Genomic DNA, 12,957 nt, shown 5'->3' with positions numbered 1-12,957 from the left:
CTCTGATGAGCAAATGTTTATCAATGCTTAAAAACTTAGGACTCAATCAATACAAGTTTACGAATCTCAGAATTTTGTCCTTGAGAGCGGCGTGATGAGACAGCAGTTAGCAAAAACTTCCAAGACTGAGGAGAAAGTACAGACGGATCTATCATTGAAAGAAAACTCTTGATATTTTTTTGCTTCAATGCTACTAAAATCCAATGGAGTTTCAGGTAATTTTTTATATCCTGAAAGACAGGAATCTTTGAGCGATGTTGGTCATTTACCAAGGCGTAAATTTTCTCCTTCATCAAAATATTTGTAGCCAACCGCCGAGACAAAGAAAACTTTTGATTATACGCACCCGGCCAAATAGTGCGGTAAGCAAGACATTGGTTGAAGAAAATAGCATCACCAAACTGAGCAATCCGAATCCAAGAATCGATGTCATCACAATTAGCATCGAGTGTGGAGTCCCAACCACCAGTTTGTAAGAAAGCATCACGTCGGCAAGCTACTTGTACAGGTGTGCCAAAGGGTACAAGCTCTAAGAGCATACCGTAGTGAATATCGGCTTGTGGGACATAAAAAGCTAATCCAGGGCCAACTTGGGGGGTGCGACTGAGTTCAACTTCATTGCCATCCACCTGAGCTGCCACACAAGAGCAGATTACAGCATCGGGACGAAGTGCGATCGCCTTAGCCATCTCTTCTATGCAGTTGGGCGTTAAATAGTCATCATCATCTAAAAACTTAATCCAGTCGCCACTAGCTTTGGCAACTCCAGCATTTACGGTTGCTGCATGACCAAGGTTCACTTCGTTCCGATGGTAAACAACATTGTCCCCTAAGCTTTTAAGATATGTTTGGGTGTCATCAGATGAACAGTCGTCAGCAACAACCACCTCGCACTCGATTGTTTGGTTCCGAGCCGAGTCAATTGCCCTTTGCAGCAAGTTCAAGCGATTATAGGTACTGATGACGACGCTAAATTTCATAAATTTCATCCCTGTGGTACAGCATTCTGCAATATAGCTTTGATCTCTAGGCTGTTGTATCAGTAAAATTATCAATCACAACAAGTAGACTGAAATAGGATTATCGATTTATGATTGATGATTGGGAGTTTTTTGTAAGCAGACGGAAAAACTATGAACGCTCAAGAGATTATCCGCTCCATTGAAGCGGAACAGAAAAAATCGAATTTGCCCGACATTTATGTGGGCGACACAGTAAAAGTGGGAGTGAAAATCAAGGAAGGCGAAAAGTACCGTGTACAACCCTACGAGGGAGTAGTGATTGCCAAGCGCAATGGTGGCATTAACGAAACTATTACAGTCCGTAAGGTTTTTCAAGGTGTGGGCGTCGAGCGGGTGTTTCTGTTGCATTCTCCCCGGATTGACAGCATCAAGGTATTACGTCGCGGTAAGGTACGCCGTGCTAAACTGTATTATCTCCGCGCTCGCGTAGGTAAGGCAACTCGGATCAAGCAACGGTTTGACCGCCCTTTGTGATTCGTCCTTCAATCATTATGGGAGAAATCTCAAGCCTCAAGCGGCATCTGCCGCTGACTTGTTCCCAAGGGCAAAATTGAGATATGATATAAATCGCGTATTGCGTTAAACTGAAATTTAGTTCAGCGCAATGACTGAATCAAAAACAGCTTGTGCGCTCTTAGTTCAGTTGGTAGAACGCAGGTCTCCAAAACCTGATGTCGGGGGTTCAAGTCCTCCAGGGCGCGCTTAAGAGCAAAAAACAAAGCCCGAAATAATTACGCAGCTGCTAATATAGCAGTTAGCGATAATAATTTCGGGTAAACTTATTGTATTTGCAGTTGTTTTGCTTTCAGTTAAGTGAAATAGAGTCGAAACTGCAAACTGGGATCATCGAATTTGAGATTTCAGATTTTGGATTAAAAAGAGAAAATCTGCCGATTTTAGATTCAGAATAAATTTAAAATCGACAACCCAAAATCTAAAATTAAGCGCCTTTGCCTTAAGGTATGGGGTAAATCTAAAATCCAAAATCCAAAATTGAGTGACAAAGGGGGGATAAACGGTCGTGGCCAAAAAAAGTGAAGCAGAATTGCCAGAAACCACAAATGGGTTTAGCCCTGGCAACTTCATACAGGGAATCAGAGAAGAACTTGAGAAAGTAGTGTGGCCGAGTCGGAAGCAGATAGTGAGCGAATCCGCCGCTGTGTTGTTAATGGTGGCACTCTCCGCATCTTTGATATACTTGGTCGATGGATTGTTTGGTTGGGCAGCAAAACAGGTGTTCTGATGACTTTTGCAACAGACGAACCTCGCAACTCCACGTTGCAGTCGGAGGAAACAGGAGAAACAGCAGAAGCAGCGTCAAAAGAAGCACGCTGGTATGCAGTGCAAGTAGCCTCAGGCTGTGAAAAGCGTGTAAAGACTAACTTAGAGCAACGCATTCAAACTTTTGATGTAGCTGACAAAATTGTCCAGGTAGAAATTCCGCAAACGCCAGCGGTGAAAATCCGCAAAGATGGCAGTCGCCAGCATACAGAAGAAAAAGTTTTCCCTGGCTATGTGCTGGTGCGGATGATGATGGATGATGATACCTGGCAGGTGGTACGAAACACCTCCCATGTAATTAATTTTGTGGGTTCAGAACAAAAACGTGGTAGTAGTAAGGGTCGCGGTCATGTCAACCCCATACCACTGAGTTCTTCAGAAGTCGAACGTATATTCAAACAAACCAGCGAACAGGAAGCTGTTGTCAAAATTGACATGGCTACTGGTGATAAAATCATGGTACTTTCTGGTCCATTTAAAGACTTTGAAGGCGAGGTGATTGAAGTCTCTCCAGAGCGGAGTAAGCTCAAAGCCTTGCTGTCAATTTTCGGCAGGGATACACCAGTAGAATTGGAATTTAATCAGGTAGAGAAACAGAGCTAAATACAAATGGCGAAGAAAATAGTAGCGGTCATAAAACTGGCCCTGAATGCTGGAAAAGCCAATCCAGCGCCGCCAGTGGGGCCCGCGTTGGGTCAACACGGCGTCAACATTATGATGTTTTGTAAAGAATACAACGCCAAAACAGCAGATCAAGCTGGAATGGTGATCCCTGTAGAAATTTCGGTTTTTGAAGACCGGAGTTTTACATTTGTACTCAAGACGCCACCAGCATCAGTGCTGATTCGGAAAGCGGCGAAAGTTGAAAAAGGCTCGAATGAACCCAATAAAAAGAAGGTTGGGTCAATTAGCAAAGCTCAATTGCAAGAAATAGCCCAAACGAAACTCCCCGATCTTAATGCCAACGACATAGACGCGGCAATGAAGATTGTGGCAGGAACTGCTAAGAATATGGGTATAACAGTCACAGATTGAAAAAGTTATGAGTTATGAGTTATGAGTTATGAATTTTAAATTAGTAACTCCTCATTCCTCACTTTTAACTTCCTACTCTAAAATCCAAAATTGTATCGGGGGAGAGGCGAAGCTTCGGAATTACCCCAGGAGAAAAAAATGGTAAAAATATCGCGTCGTTTGCAGACGTTGCAAGCAAAAGTAGAAGAGAAGGACTATCAACCCTTAGAGGCTTTAGCCCTTCTCAAAGACACAGCAACAGCTAAATTTACTGAAGCTGCTGAAGCGCATATCCGGCTGGGAATTGACCCCAAGTATACAGACCAACAGTTACGGACAACGGTAGGATTGCCTAAAGGTACAGGACAAATCATCCGGGTGGCGGTGATAGCCAGAGGCGAAAAGGTAAACGAAGCAAGCAACGCTGGTGCTGATATAGTAGGTTCAGAAGAACTGATTGACGAAATCCAGAAAGGTAGGATGGATTTTGACAAGCTGATTGCCACACCTGATGTAATGCCACAGGTGGCAAAGCTGGGTAAGTTGCTTGGGCCACGTGGTTTAATGCCATCGCCTAAGGGTGGAACCGTGACATTTGATTTAGCAAGTGCGATCGCCGAATTTAAAGCTGGTAAATTAGAATTCCGAGCTGATCGAACTGGTATTGTCCATGTTATGTTTGGTAAGGCAACTTTCTCGCCTGAAGATTTGTTAGTCAACCTAAAGGCATTACAGGAGACGATTGACCGTAACCGTCCTTCAGGAGCTAAAGGTCGTTATTGGCGTACATTTTATGTGTCAGCCACTATGGGGCCATCGATTAAAGTTGATATCACCGCCCTACGAGATTTGAAACTGAGCGAAGCAGGTTAATAAGAGTTATGAGTTATAAGTTAGGAGTTAAGAGTTATAAGTTTTATTCCTAACTCCTGTATAGACGGGATTAATCGCGTCTCTACTCCTAACTACTTGTTCCTAACTTTAAATTAAATAGGCAAAGCCGGAGACAGCAGGTGCTAATAGCTTAATATCCTGCCGAGGTTAAAACTCTAATTGTCACAATTATCACCTATAAAGATGTGATAACTATGGCATTAAGAGTCTTACTACTCAACCCCGGCTATATTAGCTGGGGTTTGTTGTTTGGATTCAGGTTTAGAAGAAACGTACAACTAGGGCACTTCCCCGATTATTTTAAGGAGGTGAGATTGGAATGGGTAGAACAATAGAAAACAAAAAAGAAATAGTAGCTGACCTCAAAGAAACTTTGAGTGAGTCAACTCTGGCACTGGTAATTGACTATCAGGGGCTAACAGTTTCTGAAATTACAGACTTACGGCGGCGGCTGCGTCCCAGTGGCACCGTTTGTAAGGTGACGAAGAACACCCTAATGGGCATTGCCATTAAAGATGATGAAAAATGGCAGCCTTTGTCAGAATTGCTTAATGGTGCTTCCGCCTTTTTGCTGGTAAAAGAAGATTTTTCATCGGCAATTAAGGCATACCAAGAATTCCAAAAAGTCAGCAAGAAAACAGAACTTCGCGGTGGTGTACTGGAAGGTCGTCTACTAAAAGAACCTGATGTCAAGGTATTGGGAGACTTGCCATCTAAGGAACAACTCATAGCACAAATTGCTGGGGCTATCAACGCTTTGGCTACCAAGATTGCTGTGGGTATCAACGAAGTTCCTGGTTCACTGGCTCGTGCTTTGCAGGCTGTGGCCGACCAAGAGCAAAGTGGTGGTAGCACCGAAACCGCTGCTGTACAAGATAGCAGCACCGAAACTGCTGCTGTACAAGATAGCAGCACCGAAACCGCTGCTGTACAAGATAGCAGCACCGAAACTGCTGCTGAATAGACTTCGTGGTTCATCAGTCAAAAGTCTATAGTTAAAGACCAATGACCCATGACAAATAAATAATCAAAATTACAGGAGTTATACCAATGTCTGCTACAACCGATCAAATTTTAGAACAGCTAAAAACCCTATCTTTGCTGGAAGCTTCTGAGTTAGTCAAGCAAATTGAAGAAGCTTTCGGCGTGAGTGCTGCTGCACCTGTTGGCGTAGCGTTCACAGGTACTGGTACTGGTCCTGCTCCTGCTGAGGAAGTTGTTGAGCAAACCGAGTTTGAAGTGGTTCTCGAATCAGTCCCAGCTGATAAGAAGATTGCCGTGCTGAAGATTGTCCGGGAATTGACCGGTTTGGGTCTGAAAGAAGCGAAAGACTTGGTGGAAGCTGCACCCAAGGCAGTTAAAGAAGGTATTGCTAAGGATGCTGCTGAAGATGCTAAGAAGCGCATCGAAGAAGCTGGCGGTAAGGTGACTGTTAAGTAGTCACAATTCTATTACTAGTAACAGTTTTTGATTAAGGAGTCTGAATCAGGCTCCTTTTTTTCATATCAGCCTAGTTTTGAGGGATTGTAGTAAGCACTTTAATGCCTAGAAAATAAGGAGTAAAGTTCTTACTACGAACTTGCTTACCCAGCAATTTAAACTTGACCGGCTTTCTAATTGCATTCGTTTCAAAAGTTCCCATTGTTTTTCTTGTTTTTTTTATATCTTGTCTATAAATCCAATCAGCCTGGTATAAAATACCATTTTTGTATTCAAGTTGGTATTATGAATGATTGTCTATAAAAAGACAGAGGGTAAGTTAATTAGTGGTGACACTCAGGAAGTAAAGGTAAATTATTGATAATCAAAAGCCGGGGATTCTACTGTTATGGCAAAACTCACTCTTCCGAAGCTGGAACGTCACTTATTTGCGGCGGCTGATATTTTGCGCGGCAAAATGGACGCTTCTGAATATAAGGAATTTATCTTTGGGATGCTGTTCTTAAAGCGGGCTGCTGATGTGTTTGAGGTGCGCTATCAGCAAATTGTCAGGGAATTTATGGATAAAGGGGAGAGTGAAGAAGCTGCTAAGGAAAGGGCTGACAATCCTAAACGCTATGTTCCAAGTGATACTGAAGCTTATACGTTATTTGTACCACCACAATCTCGTTGGAATACTATAGTTAACACCTTTCATCAACAAATAGGTAATAAACTTAATACTGCTTTACACAGTCTTGCTGATGCTAATCAGGCGGTGTTGCAGGATGTTTTTGACCATATTGATTTTAATAAGCAGGTGGGTGGCAAGAGTACCTTAAGCGATTTGCAATTACGTCAAATGATAGAACATTTTGACAAGCGATCGCTACGGAATGAAGATTTAGAATTTCCCGATTTATTGGGTGCAGCCTATGAGTATTTAATTTATTTCTTTGCTGACTCTGCTGGTAAAAAGGGCGGTGAATTTTATACTCCCCGTGGAGTCGTGAAGTTAATGGTGCGAATTGTCAACCCCCAAGAAAGGATGGAGGTTTATGACCCCTGTGTGGGTTCGGGAGGAATGTTAATTCTGTCTAAGCAGCACATAGAAGAACACGGTGGAAATTCTCGTAATTTGAGACTTTACGGACAAGACAATAACGGGGGAGTTTGGGCTATCTGCAAGATGAATTTATTACTGCATGGAATCCCCAATGCTGTGCTTCAGAATGACGATACTTTGATGGTGCCGATTAAAGAGGGGGGTAACTTAAAGCATTATGACCGAATACTAAGTAATCCACCCTTTTCGCAAAACTACAGCCGGGGTAATAAAGATAATGATATGGAGTTTAAAGACCGATTCCGTGTTTTTTGCCCTACGAGTGGAAAAGCTGATTTGATGTTCGCCCAGCACATGCTAGCGGTGTTAAAGCAAGATGGAATTATGGCGACAGTAATGCCTCACGGGGTACTGTTTCGCGGTGGAGAAGAAAAGAAAATCCGCCAGCTATTTATTGAAGAGGATAATTTAGAGGCAGTGATTGGCTTACCACCACAATTATTTTATGGGACAGGGATTCCGGCGTGTATTTTGGTGATGCGTCCCAGAGGTGCCAAACCAAAAGCGACTCAAGGTAAGGTGTTATTTATCAACGCTGATGCCGAATTTCAGGCTGGACGCGCTCAAAATTCTTTGCGTCCTGAACATATAGAAAAAATTGTCTCGGCTTATGAAGATTTTACAACTAATGCCGATTATCCTGGGATTCCTGGTTATGCGGTGGTGGTGACTCAACAACAATTGGCTGACTACGAATATAACTGTAATATTCGCCGCTATGCTGATAATACTCCACCGCCAGAACCTCAAGATGTGCGATCGCATCTTTTGGGTGGTGTACCTAAGTCTGAGGTGGATGCAAAGCAAGAATTGTTTACTAGTCACGGTTTTGACCCGATGACTTTGTTGCAACGAAGGGTAGGGTAAACCATTATTCTGTAACTCGTGCGTAAGTCCTAATAACAAATGCGTATGCCGAAATAACAAATGCGATCGCCGAAATAACAAATGAGTTCGCCGAAATAACAAATGAGTTCGCCGAAGTAACAAATGCGATCGCAAAAGCAACAAATGCGTTCGCAAAAGCAACAAATGAGTTCGCAAAAGTAACAAATGCGTTCGCAAAAGCAACAAATGCGTTCGCAAAAGCAACAAATGAGTTCGCAAAAGTAACAAATGCGTTCGCAAAAGCAACAAATGCGTTCGCAAAAGTAACAAATGCGTTCGGAAAAGTAACAAATGCGTAGGCGTAGCCCGCCGCAGGCATCATTGTTATTGCAATACTGCAAATCTTTGGTGATAAGGTTTTTCGCGTCAGTTTTACCCCACCCTAACCCTCACGCCACATGCTTCAAGTCGGCAGAGCCGCCCAACGCAGTGGCTCCCCTTAGAAAGGGGAGGGAACTGTATTTCTGGTTTCCCCCCTTAAAAAGGGGGGATTAAGGGGGGTAATTTGACTTGTGTATACACCGTAGGCAGGCGGGGTGGGGTTCTTCGAGTTAAATAAGCAATCAAGTAGACATGATATAACAAGCTGATACGAATTAATAAATATGGAAGAATATTTAGATTTTCAGCCAACGTTAACGGAACGCGCCCAAATTAAGCAGCGCATTGAAACTGATGCCGGGATTGTACAACAGGAGGAGAAACTACGGCAAGTTACTCTCAATTGGTGGCAGCAACATCAACAGCGTTTAATTGATTTGCCTAAAAACAAGCAGTTGATGAAGCTACGGGCAGAATTTTTACAGACCTTTGAAGCGGCGGTGCGTCCCATTGGTTTGTTAGATAGGTTTAAGACTATGGGAGTCATTGCTAGCTGGTGGGAAGATGCTTATGAAGTTTCTGCTGATTTGAAACGTTTAGCGAATTTGGGTTTTAAAGGTTTGATTGATTCTTGGGTGGATACAATTCGGGATGCTTTGGAAGATACGGAAAGTAAGCAATCTGGTAATAAGTTTGACGCTTTGAGTCACAAAATTGTCCCGGCGCTGGTTCCGCAGTATTTGCAACAGTTGGAAGATGCTGAGGCGGAAGTTGCTACTTTGGAACAGGAGAAGGAAGCCTTTGAACAAGGGGAGGAAGGGGAAGCGTCGGAAGATGGGGAAGCTGTTAATTTTGTCAAGCAATTAGAAGAACAACTGAAGGAATTGAAATATTCAATTAAGGATGGTCAAAAACGGCTGAAGGAATTACTGGGAACTGACCGTAAAAAGGGGTCGATTAAGTATGAGAAAAAACAGGGTAATGATGCGACTGATTTAGAGGAGGAATTGGGTAATCTGCAATCAATGGTGATCCCAAAAGAGCAGGAAATTGCCGAGATTGAGGTGCAGTTACAACCTTACAAGGAGATTTTGGAAAGGTTGAAGGAAGCACGTAAGTCTGTGCGGGAGTTGAAAGGGTTGCTTGTAAAAGAGTTGGAAGCAGCGAGTGCAGGTTTGAGTGAGGAGAAAGCGCAGGGGTTGGTGTTGGATTTGTTTAAGGCGGATTTGTTGATGCAGTTGGAGAGATATGTGAGTGAACACCGTCAGATGGTGATTGCTGCGGTAGAGAATTGGTGGGATAAGTATAAGGTGACGTTGGCGGAAATTGAGAAAGAGGAGGAGGAGGTTAATCAAAGGTTGAGTGAGTTGTTGAAAGGGTTGGGGTATGTCTAAAAGGCAGAAGTTTGAAAGGTTTAAAAAATGCGTGAGATATTGGTGACAACTGAGGAGTTTAAAGATTCGCCTGTTGGTAAAATTCCAAAAGATTGGGATTGTTTAAGTATTAAAGACTGCCTAATAAAAGGCTTAATCGTTGATGTACAAGACGGAAATCATGGAGAAGCTCATCCGAAATCTGAAGACTTTGTAACTGAAGGAATTCCCTTTGTAATGGCAAAGGATTTAGTAAATAGGCAAATTAATCTAGCAGATTGCAACAAGATTAGTTGGAAGCAATATAAATCGTTAAGAGTAGGTTTTGCTCAGTCGGGTGATGTTCTACTAAGCCATAAAGGAACAATCGGTCTAACAGCTATTGTTCCTTCATGGCTTCATGATGTTATGTTAACCCCTCAAGTTACATACTATCGGATTGCTGAAGGTAAGCAATTATTAAACATATTTATATTTTGGTTTTTTAATTCGCCTATATTCCAGCAAAAACTTCAAATACTTTCTGCTCAATCTACACGTTCATATATAGGCATTACATTACAAAAGACTTTATTAATCTTCATACCGCCTGTTAACGAACAGCAAAAGATTGCTGAAATTCTCGACGCGATTGATAAAGCGATCGCACTCACCGACACCCACATCACAAAACTCAAAAAAGCTAAAGCCGGACTGCTGCACGACCTGCTCACACGCGGTATTGACGAACATGGCGAACTTAGAGATTATACACGTAACCCTGAATTGTTTAAGCGATCGCTCTTGGGGATAATTCCGAAAGATTGGGATTATGTCAAAGTTGCTGATATTGCAAATGACGTTACTGATGGAGACCACCATACACCTAAACGAACAGATTCAGGTATTTTTCTTCTTAGCGCTCGTAATATTTTACATGGAAAGCTTGCCTTAAAAGATGTTGACTTTGTTCCAGAGTATGAGTATGAAAGAATGATTCGCAGATGTTATCCAGAATCAGGAGATATTTTAATTTCTTGTTCTGGAACAATAGGGCGTGTCTGCGAAGTTCCGTATAACTTTAAATGTGTCCTTGTTCGTAGTGCTGCATTAATTAAACTGAACACTAATAAATGCTTTTCCAATTTTATAGAAGCAACCTTACAATCAAATATTGTTCAATCGCAAATTTTAGTGCAACAACTTCAAGCGGCTCAACCTAACCTTTTTCAAGGGGCAATTAAATGCCTGATTTTTCCATTACCCTCAATGAAAGAGCAAAAACGCATAGCCAAATCCCTAATAAAATTTAATAGCCAAATTAGTAGTAAAGAAACACGATTAGAAAAACTTAAACTTTTAAAAAAAGGTTTAATGTCAGACCTCTTAACCGGACGTGTGCGCGTGAAAATTTAACCAAAAAAGAACAAATCTGAGAAGAATATAAAATACAAGAAAGTCCAGGAGAAAAGGCAATGATTGCAACACCCAATAAATACCACTTAACCCCCGACGAATATCTCCAATGGGAAGCGAGACAGGAGATTAAACACGAGTATATAAATGGCGAAGTTTACGCCATGACAGGCGGGACAATTCCCCATAACGCCATAGCTGTTAACCTCATCGCTGCACTTAGACCCCATGTCAGAGGGAGTTCTTGCAGGGTTTTGGGTTCTGATGCCAAAGTGGGAATTACAGAAAAAGGTTCCTTTTTCTATCCTGATGTACTTGTAACCTGCAATGCCCAAGATAGACAAGCCATTCAAGTCATTCGATTTCCTAAACTGATTGTTGAAGTTCTATCTCCCGGAACTGAAGCCTACGACCGAGGTGCTAAATTTGCCCAATATCGCCGTTTAGAAACTTGGCAGTAATACGTACTAATTAATTCCGAAAGCATTGGCGTAGAAATCTTCCGCCTCAACGAACGCAGCAAATGGGAACTAACTTCTTATACCAACGGTGAAGAAATTGAGTTAGTTTGTATTGAGTTTAAATTTCCTATAGAACTGCTGTACGAAGACGTAGAATTTCCGCCACAGGGGGCGCAAAATGACGGGACTTGAATACACATATACAGAATTACCCACAATAGAACAACTCCAAAAAATGCAACAACTTCCCGGCGGTTTAGGCTGGGAACACATCGAAGCAAACCCCTTCGCAGCAATCCCCGAACAACGCCACGATTACCACGAAGTTCTCCTAATTCCCCGACTCCAGCGCCAACTGAGAGAAATCAACCTCGACGACAACGGACAACCCTGGCTAGACCAACGCCGCATCAACCAAGCCATCAGCCAACTGCAAAACCTCGGCCCCGGTAAACTGATGGAGAAAAACGAAACCCTGACAAAACTCCTCCTCACAGGCGTGAAAGTTGAAGGACTCACAGGAAAACAAATTACCATCAACCTGATAGACTTCGACCACCCCGAACGTAACGACTTCCTCGCCATCAGCCAATTCCGCATCGACCCACCGGGAGTAAAAGGCCCGAATGGTCACTACCGCCCTGATATCATTTTGTTTGTCAACGGTATCCCCCTCGTCGTCATCGAATGCAAAGCCCCAGGTGCAGATATGCTCAAATCTGGGATTCAAGACTTGCTAAAATACTCCAACCAACGCCACAGCCCGCTACCAGAAGGAATTGAGCGCCTTTTTCACTACAACCAATTGATGATTTCCTGCACCTCCGGGCGGGCTGTTGTGGGTACGGTAGGGAGTCAACCCAAGCATTATCTGGAATGGAAAGACACCAGCCCTTTTGATTCCAACTTAATCACCCAGGTTTTAGACATCACAAACCCTACCCTTCCCGAAGAGGAATTAATCTCAAGTGCATCTAATTACTTGTTACCTGAACCTTCCCCTACTCAGGAAGGCGAAATAACAGCAGTCAAAAGCGGCGAAAAGTTAGAAGATTTAATTGACCCATCCAAACTTAACCGCCGCCAGCAACTCATCGCCGGAATGCTTCACCCCACCAACCTGCTGGATATCCTGCGCCACTACATTCTGTTCACAACCAAACACAACCGTCGAATCAAAATAGTCCCGCGCTATCAACAATTTCGTGGCGTATCCAAAGCCGTTGACCGCTTGCTACACGGTAAAACCAAAATACAACACGGTAGCGAAGACCAGCGCGGCGGTATTATCTGGCACTACCAAGGCTCTGGTAAAAGCTTGGATATGGTGTTTATCCTCCGCAAACTGCGGACAATTCCCCAACTTCAACAGTTTAAAGCTGTCATCGTTACCGATCGCACAGATTTAGAAGAGCAACTTCAACAAACAGCAACCCTTTCTGGTCAAACTCTGCAAGTAGCAATAAGCATCAAAGATTTAGCGAAGAAACTGCGACAAACAGGGCCGGGTATTGTTTTTGGAATGGTTCAGAAATTTAACAAAATTAATGAACGCAAAGACCTCTCCCACCCAGCCTCCCTCTCCTACGAGGAGAGGGAGGAGCAAGAAAATCAGAGTTCAAAGCCTCTCTCCGCTTCGGGGAGAGGTTTGGAGAGGGGTGAAACCGCAGACCTCTCCCACCCAGCCTCCCTCTCCTACGAGGAGAGGGAGGAGCAAGAAAATCAGAGTTCAAAGCCTCTCTCCGCTTCGGGGAGAGGTTTGG

14 protein-coding genes, 1 tRNA gene and 1 other annotated feature are annotated in these 12,957 nt (G+C 43.1%); of the genes, 13 read left to right on the top strand and 2 right to left on the bottom strand.

The genetic code is table 11. The annotated features are described in order from the left end of the window. Window positions 1-35 precede the first annotated feature (35 nt). The gene (locus V7K40_RS04855) at window positions 36-980 is read right to left on the bottom strand and encodes a glycosyltransferase family 2 protein (RefSeq protein WP_334957244.1); all 945 of its coding nucleotides are present in this window, start codon (window positions 978-980) and stop codon (window positions 36-38) included. 153 nt (window positions 981-1,133) lie between these two features. On the opposite strand from V7K40_RS04855, the gene rplS reads away from it, so the two are divergent. The 9 genes from rplS to V7K40_RS04810 all read left to right on the top strand — a co-directional run bounded on the left by rplS (window position 1,134) and on the right by V7K40_RS04810 (window position 7,623). Further along, window positions 1,134-1,496 carry a 50S ribosomal protein L19 gene (rplS, locus tag V7K40_RS04850; RefSeq protein WP_334957242.1) on the top strand — a complete coding sequence of 121 codons (363 nt, stop codon included), beginning with the start codon at window positions 1,134-1,136 and terminating at the stop codon, window positions 1,494-1,496. Between the two features lie 154 nt (window positions 1,497-1,650). Beyond that, a tRNA-Trp gene (locus tag V7K40_RS04845) sits at window positions 1,651-1,723 on the top strand. Window positions 1,724-2,043: 320 nt separating this feature from the next. Next, window positions 2,044-2,265 (top strand): preprotein translocase subunit SecE, encoded by a 222-nt coding sequence (gene secE / locus V7K40_RS04840; RefSeq protein WP_334688948.1) that lies wholly within the window; start codon window positions 2,044-2,046, stop codon window positions 2,263-2,265. After that, complete coding sequence (nusG, locus tag V7K40_RS04835; RefSeq protein WP_273766608.1) at window positions 2,265-2,906, top strand: transcription termination/antitermination protein NusG; 642 nt, start codon at window positions 2,265-2,267, stop codon at window positions 2,904-2,906. Before secE ends, nusG begins: the two co-directional genes overlap by 1 nt. Before the next feature lie 6 nt (window positions 2,907-2,912). After that, window positions 2,913-3,338 carry a 50S ribosomal protein L11 gene (rplK, locus tag V7K40_RS04830; RefSeq protein ID WP_334957239.1) on the top strand — a complete coding sequence of 142 codons (426 nt, stop codon included), beginning with the start codon at window positions 2,913-2,915 and terminating at the stop codon, window positions 3,336-3,338. 138 nt (window positions 3,339-3,476) lie between these two features. Next, complete coding sequence (rplA, locus tag V7K40_RS04825; protein WP_334957237.1) at window positions 3,477-4,190, top strand: 50S ribosomal protein L1; 714 nt, start codon at window positions 3,477-3,479, stop codon at window positions 4,188-4,190. Between the two features lie 109 nt (window positions 4,191-4,299). Further along, window positions 4,300-4,467: a sequence feature (ribosomal protein L10 leader region), on the top strand. Window positions 4,468-4,530: 63 nt separating this feature from the next. After that, window positions 4,531-5,175: a 50S ribosomal protein L10 gene (gene rplJ / locus V7K40_RS04820; protein WP_334957235.1), complete on the top strand. Its 645-nt coding sequence runs from the start codon at window positions 4,531-4,533 to the stop codon at window positions 5,173-5,175. Window positions 5,176-5,261: 86 nt separating this feature from the next. Beyond that, entirely contained in the window at window positions 5,262-5,651 is a 390-nt protein-coding gene (gene rplL, locus V7K40_RS04815) for a 50S ribosomal protein L7/L12 (protein WP_298920961.1), read from the top strand. Between the two features lie 388 nt (window positions 5,652-6,039). Next, window positions 6,040-7,623: a class I SAM-dependent DNA methyltransferase gene (locus V7K40_RS04810; protein WP_334957233.1), complete on the top strand. Its 1,584-nt coding sequence runs from the start codon at window positions 6,040-6,042 to the stop codon at window positions 7,621-7,623. A 4-nt stretch (window positions 7,624-7,627) separates the two neighbouring features. On the opposite strand, the gene V7K40_RS04805 is transcribed toward V7K40_RS04810, so the two are convergent. Beyond that, entirely contained in the window at window positions 7,628-7,966 is a 339-nt protein-coding gene (locus V7K40_RS04805) for a hypothetical protein (protein ID WP_334957231.1), read from the bottom strand. Between the two features lie 283 nt (window positions 7,967-8,249). Between V7K40_RS04805 and V7K40_RS04800 the strand changes: the two genes are divergently transcribed. From V7K40_RS04800 to V7K40_RS04785, 4 genes are all read left to right on the top strand, one after another. After that, window positions 8,250-9,359 carry a hypothetical protein gene (locus tag V7K40_RS04800; protein ID WP_334957229.1) on the top strand — a complete coding sequence of 370 codons (1,110 nt, stop codon included), beginning with the start codon at window positions 8,250-8,252 and terminating at the stop codon, window positions 9,357-9,359. 27 nt (window positions 9,360-9,386) lie between these two features. Then, complete coding sequence (locus tag V7K40_RS04795) at window positions 9,387-10,733, top strand: restriction endonuclease subunit S (protein WP_334957227.1); 1,347 nt, start codon at window positions 9,387-9,389, stop codon at window positions 10,731-10,733. Window positions 10,734-10,792: 59 nt separating this feature from the next. After that, entirely contained in the window at window positions 10,793-11,194 is a 402-nt protein-coding gene (locus tag V7K40_RS04790) for a Uma2 family endonuclease (RefSeq protein WP_334957225.1), read from the top strand. A 178-nt stretch (window positions 11,195-11,372) separates the two neighbouring features. Further along, on the top strand, window positions 11,373-12,957 hold a 1,585-nt coding region (locus V7K40_RS04785; protein ID WP_334957223.1), incomplete at its 3' end, for a type I restriction endonuclease.

Source organism: Nostoc sp., assembly GCF_036917195.1.
Classification (GTDB): domain Bacteria; phylum Cyanobacteriota; class Cyanobacteriia; order Cyanobacteriales; family Nostocaceae; genus Nostoc.
The sequence above is the reverse complement of the archived record's forward strand: the minus strand, read 5'-3'. Positions and strand labels throughout refer to the sequence as shown.